At 56.7% G+C, this 19,485-nt stretch carries 15 protein-coding genes; 5 read left to right on the forward strand and 10 right to left on the reverse strand.

Features of this window, described 5'->3' with window-relative positions; all coding sequences use genetic code 11:
- Positions 1-9: 9 nt before the first annotated feature.
- The gene (locus L2W48_RS07495; RefSeq protein WP_236099345.1) at positions 10-1,404 is read right to left on the reverse strand and encodes a YfcC family protein; all 1,395 of its coding nucleotides are present in this window, start codon (positions 1,402-1,404) and stop codon (positions 10-12) included.
- 251 nt (positions 1,405-1,655) lie between these two features.
- Between L2W48_RS07495 and L2W48_RS07500 the strand changes: the two genes are divergently transcribed.
- The 5 genes from L2W48_RS07500 to L2W48_RS07520 all read left to right on the forward strand — a co-directional run bounded on the left by L2W48_RS07500 (position 1,656) and on the right by L2W48_RS07520 (position 5,690).
- Positions 1,656-2,396: an IclR family transcriptional regulator gene (locus L2W48_RS07500; protein ID WP_236099344.1), complete on the forward strand. Its 741-nt coding sequence runs from the start codon at positions 1,656-1,658 to the stop codon at positions 2,394-2,396.
- 50 nt (positions 2,397-2,446) lie between these two features.
- The gene (gene ybaK, locus L2W48_RS07505) at positions 2,447-2,932 is read left to right on the forward strand and encodes a Cys-tRNA(Pro) deacylase (protein ID WP_236099343.1); all 486 of its coding nucleotides are present in this window, start codon (positions 2,447-2,449) and stop codon (positions 2,930-2,932) included.
- Positions 2,929-3,708: a polysaccharide deacetylase family protein gene (locus tag L2W48_RS07510; protein WP_236099342.1), complete on the forward strand. Its 780-nt coding sequence runs from the start codon at positions 2,929-2,931 to the stop codon at positions 3,706-3,708. The genes ybaK and L2W48_RS07510 overlap by 4 nt, the downstream gene beginning before the upstream one ends.
- Before the next feature lie 102 nt (positions 3,709-3,810).
- Positions 3,811-5,094 (forward strand): AAA family ATPase, encoded by a 1,284-nt coding sequence (locus tag L2W48_RS07515; protein WP_236099341.1) that lies wholly within the window; start codon positions 3,811-3,813, stop codon positions 5,092-5,094.
- Positions 5,091-5,690 carry an HNH endonuclease family protein gene (locus L2W48_RS07520; protein ID WP_236099340.1) on the forward strand — a complete coding sequence of 200 codons (600 nt, stop codon included), beginning with the start codon at positions 5,091-5,093 and terminating at the stop codon, positions 5,688-5,690. The genes L2W48_RS07515 and L2W48_RS07520 overlap by 4 nt, the downstream gene beginning before the upstream one ends.
- 52 nt (positions 5,691-5,742) lie before the next feature.
- Here the strand turns inward: L2W48_RS07520 and L2W48_RS07525 are convergent, their stop codons facing one another.
- The 9 genes from L2W48_RS07525 to L2W48_RS07565 all read right to left on the reverse strand — a co-directional run bounded on the left by L2W48_RS07525 (position 5,743) and on the right by L2W48_RS07565 (position 19,453).
- Positions 5,743-6,708: a hypothetical protein gene (locus L2W48_RS07525; RefSeq protein ID WP_236099339.1), complete on the reverse strand. Its 966-nt coding sequence runs from the start codon at positions 6,706-6,708 to the stop codon at positions 5,743-5,745.
- Between the two features lie 117 nt (positions 6,709-6,825).
- Positions 6,826-7,614, reverse strand: coding sequence for an ABC transporter ATP-binding protein (locus L2W48_RS07530; protein WP_236099338.1), 789 nt, complete (start codon positions 7,612-7,614; stop codon positions 6,826-6,828).
- On the reverse strand, positions 7,611-8,630 hold the full coding sequence (locus L2W48_RS07535) for a FecCD family ABC transporter permease (RefSeq protein ID WP_236099337.1): 1,020 nt from the start codon (positions 8,628-8,630) through the stop codon (positions 7,611-7,613). The genes L2W48_RS07530 and L2W48_RS07535 overlap by 4 nt, the downstream gene beginning before the upstream one ends.
- A gap of 3 nt (positions 8,631-8,633) precedes the next feature.
- Complete coding sequence (locus L2W48_RS07540) at positions 8,634-9,728, reverse strand: ABC transporter substrate-binding protein (protein ID WP_236099336.1); 1,095 nt, start codon at positions 9,726-9,728, stop codon at positions 8,634-8,636.
- Positions 9,725-10,882: a nitrogenase component 1 gene (locus L2W48_RS07545; protein ID WP_236099335.1), complete on the reverse strand. Its 1,158-nt coding sequence runs from the start codon at positions 10,880-10,882 to the stop codon at positions 9,725-9,727. Before L2W48_RS07545 ends, L2W48_RS07540 begins: the two co-directional genes overlap by 4 nt.
- A 4-nt stretch (positions 10,883-10,886) precedes the next feature.
- Entirely contained in the window at positions 10,887-12,167 is a 1,281-nt protein-coding gene (locus L2W48_RS07550; protein ID WP_236099334.1) for a nitrogenase component 1, read from the reverse strand.
- Positions 12,160-12,921 carry a nucleotide-binding protein gene (locus tag L2W48_RS07555; protein ID WP_236099333.1) on the reverse strand — a complete coding sequence of 254 codons (762 nt, stop codon included), beginning with the start codon at positions 12,919-12,921 and terminating at the stop codon, positions 12,160-12,162. The genes L2W48_RS07550 and L2W48_RS07555 overlap by 8 nt, the downstream gene beginning before the upstream one ends.
- Positions 12,922-13,107: 186 nt before the next feature.
- A complete protein-coding gene (locus tag L2W48_RS07560; RefSeq protein WP_236099332.1) occupies positions 13,108-16,590 on the reverse strand; it encodes a UvrD-helicase domain-containing protein in 3,483 nt (1,160 codons plus the stop codon).
- A complete protein-coding gene (locus L2W48_RS07565) occupies positions 16,577-19,453 on the reverse strand; it encodes a PD-(D/E)XK nuclease family protein (protein ID WP_236099331.1) in 2,877 nt (958 codons plus the stop codon). Before L2W48_RS07565 ends, L2W48_RS07560 begins: the two co-directional genes overlap by 14 nt.
- Between the last annotated feature and the right edge of the window lie 32 nt (positions 19,454-19,485).

Here is a 19,485-nt window from a genome sequence, read left to right on the forward strand (position 1 = left end):
GACCTCCCCTTACGCCGGACCCCAGTTTATCGCCACGGCTAGAGCCAGGAAGAACCAGCTCATGACGAGTATCTTCAGGGCCAGAGGGAAGGCGAAACGGAACCAGCGATCGAAGGGAACCCTGGCCAAAGCGATCATGGCGAGAAGTCCGCCCAACGTCGGGACCAACAGGTTCATCACTCCGTCTCCCACCTGGAAAGCAAGTATGGCGGTCTGTCTGGTCATACCTATGAGGTCGCTGAGGGGGATCATTATGGGCAGGGTAGCCATTGCCTGTCCGCTGCCGGAGGGGATGAAGAAATTGATTACGCTGTGGACCATCGTCATCAATATGGCAGAGAGGGTGACAGGAAGATCGGCGAGCGGCGCCGCCAGAGTCTGTACTATGGTATCGCCTATATGACCGGCATCCAGTATGACCTGAATTCCTCTGGCCACGCCTATGATCAAGGCTCCTCCCACTATGTCGCCCGCTCCCTTTACCATCTTGGCTATAATCTCGTCCGAGTTCATACCGGCCAAAAGCCCGGCCACAACCGCCATTATTATGAAGACCGCCGAAATCTCGGTGATATACCATCCCCAGGTGAACACGCCGAACAGGATGGTAGCCATCCCCAAAACAAAGGAGGTCAGGACGATCTTGTCCTTTCCGCAGAGGGAATATTCCTCTATGGGATGGGTCAACGAAAGTCCATCAGTGCCGATCCCCGCTACCAAACTGGCGGAGGGATTCTTCTTTATCTTGCCCAGATATCTACAGGTATGATGGGCCACCAAAGCCAGACTCGCCAGGCAGAAACCGGTCCTCAGCAAGGCTCCGGAGAACATGGGGAGATCGGCTATAACAGCTCCTACACCTACGGTGTAGGGATTTATAGGCGACGTGGCGAATCCTACCCCGATACCTGCGACGGCCATTCCCGCACCGACCATGAGATCTCCGCCGAAGGCCAGGGCCACCAAAACGGCGATAGGAACCAGAGCGATGTTGTTCTCAAAACCCACCGTAGCGCCTAGAAATCCGAACACAAAGGTCATAAGCCATATGAGGCGATTGCTCTTGTTAACCCCTATGCGACGGACTATCACTCCCACGGCATTCTCCAAAGCCCCTGTGGCGTTAAGCAAATTGAAAAGGGCCCCGGAGATAAGGGTGATGAATATGATGCTGGCAGCCTTGACCATCCCCATGGGAAGGGCCTTGAAAAGGTCGAAAAAGCCGACTGGAGACTGCTCCACGTGATGATAGGTACCGGCGACCACTCCCATACGGGTACCCACCTGGGCCCTATCGAACTCCCCGGCCGGAACGATGTAGGTCATTATCCCTGCCACTACTATAATCATGAAAAGAAGGACATACGGATTGGGTATTTTATGATACCAACGCTTTTTCTCCACCTGGAACCACTCCCTATTTAGTTTTATAAAAAAGACCTCGGGAACTACGACGCCGTAGAGGACGGGTATTTTCGTCTTTATCGGGCCTCCTTCTCACAAATTGAATACCATTCCTTTCTACAGGACGCCATTCCCATTTCGAAATTCTATCAATTTGTAGGATTATGTCAATTGACTTTACCTCCCCTATGAGTGGAAAATGTTGTCTGCCTCTTGAAAAACACGGGTAATTCGGAGGGAGGACTCTGAAAATGTCCAACGGACTGACGGGAAAGGTCATGAAGCTTCTCGAGATCCTCTTTCTAGCCGGAGGAACCATGGACCTGAAGGAGCTATCGGAAAGAAGCGACATACCGAAGAGCACGGTGCACCGCATATTGACGTCCCTAGGAAAAGACAGATGGGTAATCCAGGACCCCAGGACCAGACTCTACCGCCTCGGACCGAGGATGATGATCTTCGCGAAGGAACGTCAGATAAGACAGGAACTTGTCAGGCAGAGCGATATCCCTATGAGGGATCTGGTCAAGGAGGCAGGAGAGACCACGGTCCTGGCCGTACCGGATGGCGAGGTGGCTCGATGCGTCCATATAGTGGAGACCCCCAAGGCGATAAAGTTTTCCTTCTCGGTGGGAGGAGAGCTGCCCATATACGCCGGAGCGATGGGAAAGATCCTCCTGGCCTACTGTCAAGAGACCTTCAGAGAGTGGATGCTCGATCAGTCTCTAAGACCTTTTACGGAAAACACCCTAATAGACTCAATAAAGCTGAGGGAGGAGCTGACGGCTATTAGAGAGAGAGGTTATTCCATCAGCATCGAGGAGATAAATCCTGGAGGGATGGCCATAGGAGCTCCTGTATTGTCTTCGAGGGGAGACCTCATAGCTGGACTCATCCTCTCGGGACCGAGATTCAAGTTCGAGGATAAAAGCGGAGATCTCGTGATCCCGGTAATGGAGACGGCCAAGAGGATAGAGAGGAATCTGGCATAGACCGGACCTTGATCGAAAGACTGCTATTGCCTAAAAGGACGGGAAAGACAATGAAGGGGAACAAAAAAACCAACGCCGTAAGGGAACTGGAGAGGCTGGGGATTTCCGTGGAGGTCCTGGAATACGAGGTGGACGAGGAAGACCTAAGCGCCGTAGCGGCGGCGAGCAAGGTGAACTTACCGATCGAGAGGGTATTCAAGACCCTGGTGGCCCGGGGAGACGACCCCAAGAGGGATATCGTGATGGCCTGTATCCCTGGAGCCTCGGAGCTGGACCTGAAAAAACTGGCAATACTGAGCGGGAACAAGAAAATGGAGATGGTCCACCTGAAGGAGCTGCTGCCTCTGACGGGCTACGTGCGCGGAGGCTGCTCCCCGGTAGGTGCGAAGAAAGGCTACCCGGTCTACCTGGACGAGAGCGCCATAGGACACGAGACAGTAGCGGTAAGCGCCGGTCAGAGGGGGCTTCAGATGATACTGTCCCCGGAGGACCTGATAAAGGCCACCGACGCCACGGTGGGGAGGCTCACCAGATGAGATTCCTCTCCAGGATTCTGAAAACCCTCCTGGTGACCTCGGCGACGGCCCTCCTGGCTATATCGGCTCATGCGGCATCGGAACCGCCCTCGGATATGGACTGGGGCATGGATCTGCCGGGAATATTTAAGGGTATAGAGACCGACGAAAAGGTCCTGGCCCTCACCTTCGACGCCTGCGGCAAGAGCTCCTACAGCGAAGAAGAAAGGGACTACGACGAAGAGCTCATCGCCTTTTTGAGGAAAGACGGTATACCGGCGACCCTCTTCGTAAACGAGCGATGGATCAAGGCCCATCCGGACGAGTTCGCGTCCCTGGCGGAAGACCCCCTATTCGAGATAGGCAACCACGGGACCAGACACGTGCCTCTTTCCCTGACGGGAAGATCGGCCTACGGCATAGCAGGGACCAAAAATCGGGAAGAGGTGATCTCAGAGGTAAAGACCTGCGGGGACACCATCGAGAGTTCGACAGGGAAGAAACCTCGATTCTTCCGGGCCGGAACGGCCCACTACGACAGGGCCTCGGTGAAGATCGTAACGGAGCTGGGATACGTCGTGGCAGGTTTCTCCGTCAACGGCGACGGAGGGGCGACTTTCTCCACCGATCGGGTCAGAGACAGCGTATCGTCGGTCCGGCCCGGCGGAGTGGTGCTCTGCCACATGAATCACCCCGAGTCCGGCACCGCCAAGGGAGTTCGCGCCGCCGTGGAGAATCTAACCAAAAGAGGCTTCCGCTTCCTAACGTTGAGTGAGCTTTACGACATGCAAAGATAGATCTCAAGAGAAACATCGGGCTATCGACAAATACATAGCTGATATAATCAGCGTACGCATATTAGACGACATTACCTTGTATTCGATAGGAGGAGATCACCCGTGATAAAAAAAATATCCATGAAAAACATAGGCCCATCTCCCTCCATGGAACTCGAATTCGGAGAAAGGCTGAACTTAATCACCGGTGATAACGGCCTCGGAAAAAGCTTTCTTTTGGATATCGCTTGGTGGGCGATGACTCGAAGCTGGCCGGGGGAAGTCAATCCTAAATTATCGATCGGCAAGATAGCCCTTCCTACGATAAAAAAGGAAACAGCAACCATAAGATGCTCCTTTTCAGGAAGAACCAATGACGTTCAGACAAGCTTCGAGTACGACGCAAAATCTGAAAGCTGGCGAGTTCCACGAGGCAGACCAGGAATGCCGGGACTTGTCTTCTACGCAATGGTGGACGGTAGTTTCGCTGTCTGGGATCCGGCCAGAAACTACTGGAAGGAGAGAGGACAGCCACAGGAGAGAGAGCGTCCGTCCGCTTACATATTCAGCCCCAAAGAGGTATGGGACGGACTGGAGAGAGACGACGGGACCTGGCTTTGCAACGGATTGATACGGGATTGGGCCGGATGGCAAAAGGAAAAGGGACGCCCTTTCGAAATTTTAAAATCCGTCTTGAAAGAGCTCTCACCGGTATCGGGCGAAAGACTTGAACCGGGCAAGCTTACCAGGATAAGCCTGGACGACGTCCGAGACATGCCAACCATAAGGATGCCCTACGAGCAGGATGTCCCCGTAGTACATTGTTCCTCCGGTATGAAAAGGATCATAGCTCTGGCCTACTTCCTGGTATGGTGCTGGGAAGAGCATTTAAAGGCGAAAGAGCTTTTAGGAGAAGAGCCGGAACTCAACGCCATCTTTCTGGTGGACGAAGTTGAGTCTCACCTTCACCCAAAATGGCAGAGGACTATTTTAAGATCTATAATGGACGTAATGGAAAGGTTAAACACCGAAGCCAAGACGCAGATCATCGCGGTAACCCACTCGCCTCTAATAATGGCCTCGGCGGAAACCCTGTTCGACCCCGAAAAAGACGCATGGTTCGATCTGGACATGAAAGACGGCGCAGTAACGTTGGAGAAAAGAGAATTCCTACGCCAGGGAGACATATCCGACTGGCTAACAAGCCAGGCCTTCGACCTCAAATCCGGATACTCGCTCGAGGCGGAAAATGCTATGGAAGAGGCGTCTCGTCTTTTAAGCGACGAGACTATGGACAAAAATAGGGCAAGGGAAATATACGACCGTCTTAAAACCGTTCTGTCGGACACCGATCCTTTCTGGATTCGTTGGAACTTCGTGGCGGATAAAAAAGGATGGTTTCGATGATCCACGTAAACGCTAAGCCGGAACCACCGAGCTTCGACAAAAAGGTACGACAAAAGGGATTGAATCTCATGAAGAAAAATGGAATTAATCCCCGTATTCCCCTACCGAAGGGAACTGAGCTACGATCTTGCTGGACGAAGTGCCTCGACGACCTTCATTCATGCTATGGAGGTATATGCGCCTATCTGGCGGTATACGTAGAAAGGATCACAGGAGCTAATTCGGTGGATCACTTCGTACCGAAAAAAAAGCGCCCAGACCTGGCCTACGAGTGGAGCAATTACAGGCTGGCGTGCACAAGGATAAACAGCCGTAAAGGCGATTACGAAGACGTTCTCGACCCTTTTGAGGTAGAGAACGAATGGTTTTATCTTGATCTCATAACAGGGCGGATATATCCCAACCCCGATCTGGACGATCAGGTCAAGCGCAAGGTACAGAGCACCATAGACCGTCTAGGTCTTGACGACGACGACAACAGAAAATTGAGGACGAAATATTATACTTACTATTTAGGCCAAGAGATCTCTTCGGACTACCTAAAAAGCCACGCCCCATTCGTATGGATGGAGGCTGACAGGCAAAATCTCTTATAAAAAACGATCGTAGAGACGGATGACGAAGAGGCCAATGACTCTGCCCTCTTCGTCATCCGTGAAGGGCCCTTCTCTGGGTCCGTATCTTGCTCCGTCGGTCCTCGATATCGTCGCATATGAACTCGTGGGTAAGATAGTCGGGCTCCAACAGATCCAGCAACCGGCGACAGGCCGAGGTCCTGAACGGACGATGCTGATCTATCTTGGACATCCTTCTCCAGGCCCTGTCCAGTCGAACCATAAAGTCCTCCTCAGGATCGTGATCCAGCCAATCATGGGCCTCCCTCATCTCACCGGACAGACTCAAGCTCAGATGAACCCCCTCTATGCGACTGCGAATCTCCTTTGGTAGTCCCCCCAAAACTGACGTCAGATAATCCATGGCATCGTCCTCGTTCCGACAGGTCGTCGTGGTGTTCAGAAGATGGCCAGTATCCAGCAGAAAGGCCCAGTTGGAGAAGTTCAACGACGACGCAAAGAGGTCTACCAAATCTAGATCAAGAAAGGTCAAGCCCTCCCACCACAAATTCTCGAAGAAAATCCTCACGGGGGGCTCTCCCCGGGGGAAATTCGATACCGCCTCGTTCACCATCTCCGCCGCGGAGAGGAGCACCGAACGGGAGCCGTTGGCCTTTACTCCCCCGAGTACCTCCCCTACGGAGGTGTTGGTTAGGTGGAATACCCCGTAGGCCGGATCGAGGGACGACGCGTCGAAGAGATAGCGTCTCAGATTGGACACCAGATCTTCCTTGGAGGAACCTCCCCTGAAATAGACCTCCTCCTCCGGGGAGAACGATCCCTCAAGCTCTCCTCCGTTCCAAAGAGGCATCCAGTCCATGCAGAAGGGCAGATGGACCGCGGTAACCACGTCTTTAGGAACCCCCATGGTGCCGTCGAAGGCCGTCAAGACCTCCAGACCGTCCAGCCCCAGAGACAGGTGAAACTCCAGCGCCCTCTTCCAGGAACCGAAAGGCTCCAGGTCGAAGGGATACACAGATATGTTGGCCAATTCCTTCAAGATCTTTCCTCCTCTCCTCCATTGCCACGAATTCTGACACTCCATAGGTCGCACCGCAAGAAAAAACCCCGCCGAATGCTCTCGACGGGGCGATTTCGCCTATTGAAAAATCATGATCTATACCACGTGAAGAGGCACCACCAGGTCGAACACGTCGCTATCGACGTTTATCCTGTCTATCCTGACGTTCACGGAGAAACTGGAGCGCATGGCCTCTTCGTTTATTATCGACTTGCTGTCGCCGAAGCTGGCGTGGCCGCAGCCGTCCATGAGAAGGGATTTCGTCGCTATCCTCAGAGCGTGGGCGGGATAGTGGGTGTTGAAGATGGAACAGATTCCCCTCTCTCTGGCCAATTTCTCGATCACGTCCAGAACGATAAGCTGATTTCTGTAATCCAGATTGGACTCCGGCTCGTCCAGCACCAAAAGCTCGGGCTCCGCCGCCAAGGCTCTGGCTATCAGGACCATCTGAAGCTCCCCTCCGCTCATCCTGCAACAGGGCTTATCCCTCAGATAACTTATCCCGACTATCTCCATAGCCATCCTGGCAGAGGCGAGATCCGCCTTGGAGGGTTGCCCTATCGTGCTCACATAGGCACTTCGACCGAGGAGGACCATCTCCTCGGCACTGTAGGAAAAAGCCATTCCCTTGGCCTGAGGGACGTAGGCCACCTTCCGCCACAGTTCCCCGGCGGAGAGTTCCCTTATATCCCTACCGTCGAGACGGCTACATCCCGTGCGCCACGGCAGAAGTCCCATCATACAGCGCAACAAGGTGGTCTTTCCCGCTCCGTTGGGGCCAAGGATCGCCATGACGTCCCCTTCTTCCACTGAGAAAGAGACGTCGTTCAGCACACCGTCGCCCGAAGGATAGGAAAAACAACCTCCCTCCACATCGAAAATCATAATCTGTTCCCTCCCGTCTTTTTGAGCAGGAATATGAAAAAGGGAGCCCCTATGGTAGCGGTCAAGATGGACACTGGAATCTCCGCCGCTGTGGCGCTTCTGGCTACAGTATCTATTACCAGCATGAACACCGCTCCCAAGCTGATGCTGGCCGGGACCACGTAGCGATTGTTGCTCCCGAAGAGCATCCTCGCCACGTGAGGCACAAGAAGTCCGATCCAGCCCACTTGGCCGCACATGGAGATGGCCGAGGCGGTTATCATGGTCGCGGCGACCACTATCACGGCCCGCAGGATATTTACGTCCACTCCCATCGAACGGGCCTCGTCCTCCGACAGGGACAGGACGTTGAGCTTCCACCTGGTCGCGACGAGCACCGCCAACCCGAAGAGTATAAAAGGCGCCCCTATGGCGAGGCTCTTATAGGTTATGCTCGACAGGCTCCCCAGAAGCCAGTAGGTGATGGCAGGAAGCTTGTCCTCCGGATCGGCCAGATACTTCACCAAGGATACGAAGGCCTGGAACATGGAGGAGACCACAACCCCCGACAGTATCATCATCAAAACGGACGATTGGCCTCTGCTCCTGCTTATCCAGAAGGTAAGCGAGACCGCCGCCAACCCCGAGACAAGTGCCATCGCCTGAATCCATAACAGATTGTCCCAAAAAAGCAGGGCCAAGACCGCTCCGAAGGAGGCCCCGGCAGCCACGCCGAGAGTGTCAGGGGTGGCCAAGGGATTTGTGAAGATGGACTGAAACGCCGCCCCAGAGGCCGCCAAGCCGGCCCCGCACAGAAGAGCAAGCAGGACCCTGGGCAATCTTATGTTGACCACCACGCTGTAGTTCATGGGATCCACACCGTCACGACCGAAAGCCAAGGCCCTGGCAAGCACTTTAAAGGACTCCCCTACGGTCAGTGAATAGCGGCCCACGCCGATGCAGAAAAGCCCCGCCAAGAGAGGAAGCAACACCAGGGCCCAGAGCAGGACCACCTTAAACTCGAACCGCTTCGCCACCGATCAGACCCCTCCGGCTGCCTCTCTAACGGGATGGAAGACTCTGTCCACCTCTTCGTCGGAGAGATCCATGTGATAGAACCTCCTGTAGTAGTCCCGTACCTCCTTATCGAGATCCATGTCCTCGAAAAGCTCCGGGTGGTTGTGCTTGGCCAGGAACTTCAGGTTCAGAGGAGAGTCTCCCGACGGGGGAAACCAACGATATATTCCCAGAGGAAACTTGTACACCCTTCCCTCTCTCACGGCCTTGACCCCGCTCCAATCGTGGTTCGGCAGGGCCTTGTTCTCGTAGAGATCCTCCGGCATGAAGCTGGAGAAATTCGTTATATATATTATGTCGGGATTCCACTCGTAGACCTGCTCCATGTTTATATCCGTCATCCCCCTCAGCTCGGAGGCCACGTTCACAGCACCGGAGGCATCGCACCAGTACTGGCCGTAGAAGCTACTACCGGAGGTCATGAACTGGGTCTCGCTGTAGTGAAACAGTATCAGCACCCTGGGCTTGTCCTCCTCGGCCAGGCCGGCCAGACGAGACTGTATGGCATCGTAGGTCTGTCTGCCGTAATCCACTATCTCCTTAACGGAATCCTCCTTCTGGAAGACCTCCCCCAAAAGCTTTACCCAGCTGTTCAGGGTATTCATCACGTTGAACTTCTCCACCGAGGTACTGAAGGCCACTGCGGGAATTCCGGCCTTCTCGAATATGGCCTTGTTCCTGAGGTTGGAGGCGTTGTAGAGCACCACATCAGGTCTCATTTTCAACAACTCCTCCACGTTGATCTCCCCGTTTTTTATAAAGGACGAGTCGACCTCCACGACCTCCGGAGCGATCCGGGGCAACAACGAATACTTGGCGGCGCTGAGAGAGGCGGGGTGCATCCCTATCAGCTTATCCGCCGATCCGTGAAAGAGCACGTAAACCGAGGGAAGAGGCCAGGGAGAGGTTATCACCACCCTCTCGACCTTTTCAGGGATGGACACCTCCGTACCGGTCTGATCGACCACGACCCTGCGAGAATCGGTCGCAAAGGCGGCACCCGCGGCCAGTTGGACCAATAGGGAAACCGCTAATATGGATAAAATCGTTCTTCTCACTCTAGGACTACTCCTTTCAATAAACCGTCCAAACCGTCTCCGACCAGTCTGATCGGATCGTTCCAATGGAGCTTACTGGAAACAGCGACATGGGGGACATCGACGAAGACCGCAGACCGGCGAAGCAGGGACCTGTAGAGAGGATCTCCGACCACCAGCGAATAACCCTCGTCCTTCAGAACCGCCTCTACGGACTCCTCGGAGGGGAGAGACAGGACCCCGTCGCCCCTAAGAGGAGGGATCGTCATGAAGGGACAACCGACATGAACCGGTATCCCGTAATCGTCCTTAAGACATCTTCCGATAGACATTGCGGTAACCTGCTCCCCTATCAAAAAAGCGGAGGCCTCGGATGAGCATGGAGACTCGGGCAGGCGGGACTCCCCTGAAAATTCGGCCTCCTCGATTAACCGGCATAGACCCTCTCTCTGGGCTCTGCCCACCGGCTGCCCCACCACGAAGGGGATGCCGTGGCGATCGAAAAACCATTCGGCCAGACGATAGCCCGAGGCGGAAATCACCACGTTCACCGAGGCTGATGCGGCCTTCGAGAGATCGTCAAGAGACGAACCCATGGCGAAGGTGGACAACACTCGATAGCCCATATCCTCGAACTCGGCCCTCATGTCGGGGACAAGGTTTTTTATGCCGAAATCCAAGGGAGTGGCCCCGAGGAGATTAAGGGTACCGGATACCCGATCTCCGCTGGGACAGACGAACCTCTCGGCTATGCGGATCAGGGCATCGGAAACCCCTACGTCGTACAGCTGTAATCCGGTCGTGGCGAAACCGAAGGAAGGGATCCCGCTCCTGGTCTCTATCTCCTTGGCTATGCCGGTAAAATCGACGCCTATAACGGTGGGGACGGGACTGCCCATGAGACCGATAAACCTCGGATTCAGGTCCTCCGCAGCCTCCAGAATTCTGTCTATCAGCTTATCGTCGTTTCCAAGAACGGCATCCAGCTCCCTAAGAGCCGTACAGTACACCTGGGCCCTGGAACCGTACCATCTGGGCTCGTCGTACCCCGTGTAGTTTCCCGTACAGCCCGAGGCATCGTGGATAAGCAGCATGCCCCCCAGCTCGAACAGGGCGGAACAGACCCCGGAATAATCGGGCGAGAAGGGCGGAAGAGAGACCGTAAGCTTATGCATGGCCCTAGACCACTATCCCGTAATCGTCCAACAGAGCCCTGAGGTCCGTGGGACGCTCCACCGCCCGAGCCATCATGGCCGCCAACTTGGAGACGCCGTGATAACCGTACAGGGTCTCGTCGTTGGCCACGTTGGCCACGTACCGCGCTCCGGAAAGATACGCCCCCTCGAACCCCACCGCCAGACGAAACGATTCGGCCTCCCTCGCAATGGGAGACCTATGATGCTCCGGCTGAAGCACCTCGGTGTCGGGAAATTTCTCGGATATCCATTCCAGATAGGGCCGGTCCAGCGGTATGCACTTCTGGGCGTAGACCGTATCAACCTTGAAACCGTTCATAAGGAGGGTCCTGGCCAAACAGAAGGGTCGGACCGTGGCGGAGGCGTCCACCACCACAGGCAATCCGTCCAGCCTATTCGCCGTCTCGTCCAGCGATCTCTGGGCCTCCCTACGGTAATCCCCCAGGTCCATGGACCTTCCGGACCGAGAGAGCAGCCTGCCGTAGCACTCCTCTATCTCGTCGAAATCGTAGCTCACGGGAACGTACTCGGAATCGATTCCCAACGCCTTCTCTGCGTCCTTCGCCGCCAGTCGGCCGGTCGGGGTCGGCACCAGATTAAGGGACATCCTGGAGAGTTCGTCAAAATCGTCGAAATCGGAACAGCCGGAGATATGACGTACGTCGTGAAATCCGGAGGTCCTGAGGACCTCGAAGATCTCTCCTTTTTCGTCCAAAGGCACGTTGTTGCCGTAAAAGGCAGCAGTCCCAGGGATGGCCGGCTCGTCGGGACGTTTCAGAAGACCGTACATGGACCTCTGTATATTGACCGCCGGCGGAACGTTGCCGTCCAGGGAGATGGGGTTCATATGCCCTACTCCCACTCTTAGCCCCGGATGACGTTCTCTTATGACAGCCAGAAAAGCCTCGTGATCGGTACAGAGCAGGTCGTCCAGGCAGCTGACCACTATCATCAAGGCCCTCGGCTCCTTAACCAGACGCTCCAGAAGACGATCCACCGCCTGGGGGATCAGTTCCTCATAGCCACCGGAAACTATGTCGGCCTCGTCGATATAGAGGTAGGAAAGTCTGTCCTTGAAACCCTGAACGAAGGCCCCCAGGGCTCCGTGACGACCGCAGGCGAAGGGCGACACAAAAAGCTGATGACACTCGGGAACAAGCATGGCGGTCCTAACTATGCCCCACCCGCCGTGAGAGGGGGAACAGTAGCGCACCGTATTTCGGAATATCCCCGATGCGACTGGACAACCGCAACAGCTACGCATCGTCGACGCTCCTCTCCAGGACCTTCTCGGCCAGTGAAACGTACTCCTTCGCCATGGGGCTGTCGGGGAAAAGGCCAACGACGGTTCCGTTTCCGTCCTCGGCCCTCTGAACCACGGGACTTCGACTGAGCACCTCCACCACGGACGTACCTATGCGGCCAGCCAGATCCTCCACCATCTCGACCTCTTTCTCGATGTTTCTCGAGTTGAGGATCAGGCCGGAGAGCCTGGCATAGCCCCTGGACTTGAAGTTCGACAGAGCCGTGGCTATGTTGTTCGCCGCGAATAGGGCCATCTTCTCTCCCGAGGTCACTATGAACACGTCTCTGGCGTAGCCTCCCCTTATCGGCATGGCGAATCCTCCGCACACCACGTCGCCCAACACGTCGTACAGGACTATGTCGGGCCTGTATATCTCGTAGGCGTCCAGCTCCTCCAGCTTCTCGAAAGCCGTTATTATCCCCCTGCCGGCGCACCCTATGCCGGGGGTCGGCCCTCCCGCCTCGACGCAGAGAACCCCTCCTGCCCCCTGGACGACTATGTCCTCCAGGGTCACTCCTTCCGGGTTGTTTCTCAAAGCGTCCAGGACCGTCGGGACATCCCTTCCGCCGTTCAAACCGGTGGTCGAGTCGGACTTGGGATCGCACCCTATCTGCATGACCCTGTACCCCATGGACGACAGAGCCGCCGAAAGGTTCGAAGTCGTCGTGGATTTTCCTATGCCGCCCTTACCGTATATAGCTATTTTTCTCATGGCCCCTCCAAAGTAATTCCTATTATAAAACTCTGTTTGATGAATCAAACATAAAAAGTCTAGCCTCTTTCATCCGGAGAGTCAAGGGACTAAAAACTCTAATAAGCACATGTCCGATGAAGATGACAAAAAAAGGAGAACCCCGTACGGAGCTCTCCTTGAATTAACGATATACACCGAACATAGCTATCCTCTAGACAAACGGTCCATACCGCGGCAGCGCCGGAAAAACGGACAGCTTTCGCAGCGATCCTCCCTCTTCGGCCAGGGACCGGCAGCCGCCTCCAGCGAATCCTTACGGATCTCCTCGGCCAGACCTTCCCAGTTTTCGAAGGGGCTCAGGAAGACTTTCTCCGATCGTCCCCTTTCCCTGAGACGCCACAGGGCCATGTCGACGGACGAAGCGTCCATGCCGATGGTCACGGCCAAGCCGTAGAATCTAAGCTGATCCTCGTATAGCCCTTCGGGGGCCCCTCCCTCCAGGGTTATCTTGTAATCTCGAATCGAATAGGCTCCGTCGTCTCCGGGCCACATAACGTCCACAGCCCCTACCAACAGGGGGCCGTTCCTCAAGGGGACCCTGAACGGAGCCTCTCTCATGAGAACTCCCGAATCCCTCAGAGGACGAAGCTTGCGCCCCTCCTCGGAGGAGATCAGGTCGACGAGCCACCCTCTCAGCCTATCCTTGGTCTCCCGATCGCCCCAGATGGGTCTAAGATCTCCTGGGAGTAAGGATCTTTCCGAGGAAAGCAGTTTTTCCAGCCCCTCGACGGAGAAGTCCCACCGGGCCAGGATCCAATGGGCGAGGCTTCCCATGTCCGGACCGCCTCCCGTCTCGCCGTCGGGCTGTTCCCAGGTCAGGTCCAGGCCCTGACGGAAACGGAGCCTCCAACCGTAGGGACAATGACGGTAAAGTGCCCAGGAGGTAGCGCTGATTCTCTCCAGTCCCCCAGGCAATCCGGAGATGGTCACTATCGGGCCTCTCTCGGGCAGAGACCTATCGACCGATCTTTCCGGGAGATCTCCTTCCGCATCGGACGCCTTATCGACCTCTCCGGAGCGGATAGCCATGTCGAACCAAGAATCCTCCGGTGGATCCCACGAACCGCTCAACACGAGACAATCTCTGGCCCTGGTGCAGGCCACGTAAAAGAGCCTCTCGCTCTCCTCTTTCTCGGCTGTCTCCTCCAACAGTCTGTGGACCTTTCTGCTGATAGTGTCTCCGTTCCCGCCGTCGTCCCTGGAAAGGGCGGCTCCCAGATAGGCAGAGGGCATGAGCGACGACGGGAAACCCTTTCCGTTGGAGTCGCAACCGGCGACCACCACCACGGGAAACTCCAGCCCCTTAGAGGCGTGGACAGTCATCACCCTGACAACGTCCTCGTCCGGACCGACGGCCCCGGCCTCCTCTTCCTTGGCCCTCTTCCTCAGGGCCTCCCCCAGCCAAGAAGCAGCGCCGGAAAGTCCGTTGCCCAGGGTAGACTCGTATTCCCGGAGGAGGTCCACCGTTCTCCTCAGATTCGCCGCCACTCCCCGCCTCTTCCACTCGGCGAAACGGTCGAGAACGGCTCCGTCGGCGACCAGTTCCTCCATGACACGGGAGGCCCCCTGGACCAGCCCTATCTCCCTCCATCTCTCAAGCCGGTCGTAGATCTCCGGATACCGGCCCCTCAGTTCCTCCGACAGGTCTTTTCCGGCGGACCGGTCGAGCAACCGCGATCCATCCGCCAGAGAGAGACCGGAAAAGGGGGAACAGATGTATCCCGCCAGGGCAAGATGGTCCTCTCGGTCGAATAGACACCTCAGCAGGGCGACGCAATCCTGCACCTCGGTCCTGGCGTAATAGCCGGTGTTCTTCTCGAAATGAAGCGGGATACCCCAGAGATCTCCCAGCACCCTCTGGATCGAGGGGAAGAGAGTCCTGGAGGGAACAAGTATGGCGACATCCCTCCACCTCACGGTCCTCGCAGACGATTCCGCCTTGTCCCAGATCGTTTTCTCCCCGACCATGCCGGTCAGTTTGGCCGCCAGGAGGGATGCGGAACGATCCCGCCTATCCTCAGCGGATAGACTCTCGTCCTCTCTCGTTTCCAGTACTATATTTTCCCAGGGATCGACCGATACGTCTTGTCTGACCCCGTGCCAGGGTTGATCCATCGGCGGCCGGAGCGATTCGTAACGGTGACGCAGAGTGGCTCCCAGGCCGTCTCTCCATATGTGGCCGAACAGGCGGTTAACTCGGTCGAGAAGGACATCCCTGGTCCTGAAGCTGACGTCGAGGGATACGTAACGTCCCCCCTTCCGGGCTTTCGATATATAGCTTCCGAAGAGGGACAGGTCGGCGTGACGAAACCGGTAGATAGACTGTTTTAGGTCCCCAACCAGAAAGAGCCTTGCGTCCCCGTCCGACACAACAGAACGAATGAGCCTGTCCTGAAGGCCGTTGGTGTCCTGAAACTCGTCCACCAGGACCTCTTTGAACCGCCCGGCGTATTCCCTGTTTCTCTCCAGGGCTCGACCGGCGTGGAGGAGCATGTCGTCGAAGGCTATGAGCCCTCTTCCGCTCTTTCTGCTTTCCCAACAGAACCAGCACAGAGCGACGAGTCTCAACAGTCCCCTGGTGAGGTCCAACTCTCTCTGACTCCAGCCCTCCTCTGCCAGACTCCAGATGAAGGACCGGCTCAATATGCTATCTCGATGGTCCTTGACCTTGTCCTCCGGCAGTAGCGACGCTATGGAGTCGGCCAGCTTTCCCCGGGCTCCCTTTATCGCCTCGCAGAGGTCCCTAAGAAAGGCTATGTAGCGGTCCTCCTCGATTTCTTCGCACCACCGGTCCCTCAATGCGGCCAGACGGATTCCCAGCTTCGTGTCGCCCAGGGTCAGGCCGGAGAGTATCCCCCTCGGGCCGCACCACATCCGGTGAATCGACCGCCATTCCTCAACCGAGGCCGCGATCAAGGGGGCGATCACAGCCTCGTGACGTTCGTCGAGGTCCTCCGCCCAGGAGAGCAGATCTTCCGGACGGTCCCCTCTGCTGGAGGATATGTCCATAAGGCCTCTTGCGAAACGGACCACGCCGGAGGGCCCGTAGTTTTCCAGAAGCTCCAGTGTCATGGGATGCTCCATCAGGGCTATGCCGAAATCCCTGACCTCGCCGGAGAGATTACGACCCACCCAGCGACGGTCCAATCTGTCCAGACAATCGGTCATCTGAGACCAGAACAGATCCTCCTCCGGAGCGGAGACCACCCGGCTGGCCGGATCCAGATCCAGAGAGAGCCCCGACTCCCTTATTACCCTGGAGGAAAAGGAGTGTATGGTCGATATGTAGGAATCCTCCAGACTTTCCAGCCCCTCCCTTAGAGCAGCGGAAACGGTCGGAAGTCCCTTCGTTTTGGAAAGAAGCCCCTCCATCAGGAGTCGGATCCTCTCGGCCATCTCGGTGGCGGCCTTGTCTGTGAAGGTAAGGGTGAGGATCTCCCCCGCCCTGGCCCTTCCGGTGGCCACGGCCCAAACGAAGCGCCAGGCCAACGTCCAGGTCTTGCCGGTGCCGGCTCCGGCGCTGACCACCACCAGAGACTCCTCGGCTGTAATGGCCTCCTTCTGTGCCGGAAGGGTAGCAGAGTTCACCATATCGGTCAGAGAGGCTATCTCCCTATCGATCGTCATCTTCGTCGTCCTCCCTTCCGTGGAGCTCGCCTCTGCGACAGAGGCCGCTGTAGGGACAGTTTCTACAGGCCTGATCGTTATCGTAGTTCGGAGGGAAAAGCCCGGAATTGGCGGCGAATGCGGCTGCCTCTATCACATCCGAGGCGTCTTTCAACCGAGTGTCCAGGGCGACCCTACTCCTGGGAGAGAGCCCCAGAAACTCCCGAAGATCCTCGTCGGCGGCTCCCACGACCTTCTGATCCCTCTGACAGATAAAGCCGTATCCTCCCACTCGGGATATCTCGAAGGGCAGGCTGTCCGACAGCTCGAGAGACCTGGCGTAACAGGCCAACTGAAGAGAACGACCGTATTTCGAGGAACCTCCGGATTTGTAGTCCCATATCAGCACGGTTCCGTCGTCCAACAGGTCTATCCTGTCCGCTATGCCCGTAAAGAGAATCCCATCGAGCTCGAGGACCGGCAGCTCCCACTCGAGAAAGGACGCGACCCTCATGTCTCTGAGTCCGATATCCTCGAGTTCGCTCAGATAATCGGCGGTTTTGAGGATGTCCTTCAAAAGAGCGTCGCCTCTTCGCTTGAGATCTGGAGAGTAGAGCAACCCTCTGTAAACCTCCTCGAGGACGGAGGGCCAGATATCGCAGGCCAGAGAGGCCAGATCCGCGTCTCTATCGACCTCGTAGGCCTTCCAGACGTCCCTCCATAGTCTGTGAGCCGCCGTTCCGGCCAGTCGTCCGTCGTATCCCGGCCTCTCCGGAGGTTCGAGACCCAGTATCTGGGAGCATCTGAACATGAAGGGGCAGGCCGCGAAGGAGTCTATCGAGCTGAGCCTTATGGAGCGGATCTCCGCCGTGATCGGATCCGAGGGCAACCGACGGTCCGGCCTGGCCGTCACGATCCCCCTGGGCGGTTCCTGGACCTCCGATGGCAGTAACGCCGGTTCCTCCCAGCGGGGAAGTACGTTCCCCACCGAACGGACCTCTTTCCCCAATTCGTCTATCCAACGATCTCTCAAGGCGCCTCCGATAAAGGAGCTCTCCGGCAGTGGGCGCCCCGCCCCGTCCAAAGACGGATAAGACAGTATTACCAGGTCGTCGCCACAGGCCAGAATTCTCCTGAACAGGACCTCCCTCTGAGCCCTTTTCTCCGACATGAGAGGCAGATGGGTCCTGTCCAGCCTGCTGCCCCTGAGATCCATGTCGTGAAGTAGTTCCTTGTGGCAGTCGCCGAGAAGGGGCGACTCCGCCATGGGTCCGGGCCAATTCTTAGCGGTAACCCCGCAGAAGGCCCAGATAGGATGATGGGCCAACACCGGGGGGGTGCCTCCGTAAAGGGTCATCGTTCCGCTTCGGGAGGCTCCGGGCCATACGACGGCGCTTTCTGCCCAGACGGAGAGAAACGCCATTCCGTCGCCGCCTTTCAAAACCGCTTTTCCCGGATCGCCCAGGTCGGCCTGGAGCTCGGCGATTCGGTCGAGCTTTCGATCCAATTCCTGGACCGCCGATCCAAGCTCCAGGATGACCTCGTCCAGTTCGGGACGGTCCTCCAACCGTGAGGACAGCACTTCCCGCCAATCCGGAGAGGAGGTCACCAGTCTTTTCATCGCGGTCAGAAGCTCCTCGGCGGTGCCACCTTTTCCGACGGCTTCGGCAAATGCAACCACTCTCTCCAGAGGTTCAGCTAGACTCTCCTCCGAGGAGGCCAGATCCCGCCACCCCTTGAGACCTCTGGGAGAGGCCATAACAAGCCTCCGCTCCGAAAGACCGTGGCAAAACCAGGGCAGACAGAGAAGCTCCGCCGTAGGTTCGGGCTGCCATCCGTCCCTGTAGCAATCCCAGGCCCTCCTGACAGTGTCCCACAGGATCGTCTCCGCCACGGTGCGGCCCTCGGACCTCCTGAACGGCACGGAGTAGCGCCGCAGCACCTCCGAGGCCAAAGAGGTAGACCTGGCGTCTACAGTCATCCCGACCTCTCCCCAGCCAGGGAATTTCCCTATATCCGCCAAGGGGCCTTCGCCGGAGCTCCAGAGGGCCAGATCCCGGACCACGGTCTCCAGCTCTCCTCTGGCCGCTCCTCCCGATATGGAGAAACACCCAGTCTTACAAGACTTCGACCTTGTAACATCCGCTCCCTCCAGCTGGGAAGGGGCTCCGTACTCTCCTTCCAATCCCGCCTCGGGAGACAGCAAGGTGACGTCCGCCCCATTTCTCACCATGGCCCGTACCATGCCGAGCTGAGAGTGGGTAAAGCTGTAGAAGCCGACCAGAACGATCCTCCATCGCCGAAGCCATTTTGCCGCCTCCGGATTTTCCCCGATAAGGGATGCCATCTCGGTGGAGACCGCGGCGCTGTCCATAAGGCCTCTGGATCTCAACAGCTCCAGATAACGACGGTAGAGGTTCGCCAGCAGCCAGGACGGCTCTTCAGGATGATCCTCTCCGTCGGGGTACAGAGCCTCCGACAGGGCTTCCGGAGGAACCTCCTCCCTTATGAGCTCCCTAACCGTCTCCCCCAGGGTCTGAACGAAACTCGATTGTCCTGTCCCCGGAGGCATGAGATCGCTCCATCTGGTCAGGCTTTCCCGAACCAGATGATAAAGGGCCAGCCAGTGGTCGGGCGGATCGATCTGCACCATAGGCACCGATCCCGCGGCGGAGCAGGCCTCTCGATATAGGTCATCCCAACGCCAGATACGGAAGGCCTCCCTGCCGAAGGCTCCCTCTTCGAGCAGGATATCCTTGAGCCACTCCCGATCGGACGATCCTGGGACGAGGTAGACCACCGGGTTGCCCTGTTCCCTCGAAATCCTCGACAGGATCGGTTTCATCGATCCTACTTTTCTGTATTCGTATATTCTCAAAGCCATAAAAATCCTCCGATGCAGGCAAATTAAAAGGG

Source organism: Dethiosulfovibrio russensis (assembly GCF_021568855.1).
Taxonomy (GTDB): Bacteria; Synergistota; Synergistia; order Synergistales; family Dethiosulfovibrionaceae; genus Dethiosulfovibrio; species Dethiosulfovibrio russensis.

Bases quoted from the DNA above. Each gene is read 5' to 3' on its own strand.
- L2W48_RS07530 (WP_236099338.1), bottom strand. From the start codon at position 7,614: ATGATTTTCGATGTGGAGGGAGGTTGTTTTTCCTATCCTTCGGGCGAC.
- L2W48_RS07555 (WP_236099333.1), bottom strand. From the start codon at position 12,921: ATGAGAAAAATAGCTATATACGGTAAGGGCGGCATAGGAAAATCCACG.
- L2W48_RS07560 (WP_236099332.1), bottom strand. From the start codon at position 16,590: ATGACGATCGATAGGGAGATAGCCTCTCTGACCGATATGGTGAACTCT.
- L2W48_RS07510 (WP_236099342.1), top strand. From the start codon at position 2,929: ATGAGATTCCTCTCCAGGATTCTGAAAACCCTCCTGGTGACCTCGGCG.
- L2W48_RS07500 (WP_236099344.1), top strand. From the start codon at position 1,656: ATGTCCAACGGACTGACGGGAAAGGTCATGAAGCTTCTCGAGATCCTC.
- ybaK (WP_236099343.1), top strand. From the start codon at position 2,447: ATGAAGGGGAACAAAAAAACCAACGCCGTAAGGGAACTGGAGAGGCTG.
- L2W48_RS07545 (WP_236099335.1), bottom strand. From the start codon at position 10,882: ATGCATAAGCTTACGGTCTCTCTTCCGCCCTTCTCGCCCGATTATTCC.
- L2W48_RS07565 (WP_236099331.1), bottom strand. From the start codon at position 19,453: ATGGCTTTGAGAATATACGAATACAGAAAAGTAGGATCGATGAAACCG.
- L2W48_RS07550 (WP_236099334.1), bottom strand. From the start codon at position 12,167: ATGCGTAGCTGTTGCGGTTGTCCAGTCGCATCGGGGATATTCCGAAAT.
- L2W48_RS07520 (WP_236099340.1), top strand. From the start codon at position 5,091: ATGATCCACGTAAACGCTAAGCCGGAACCACCGAGCTTCGACAAAAAG.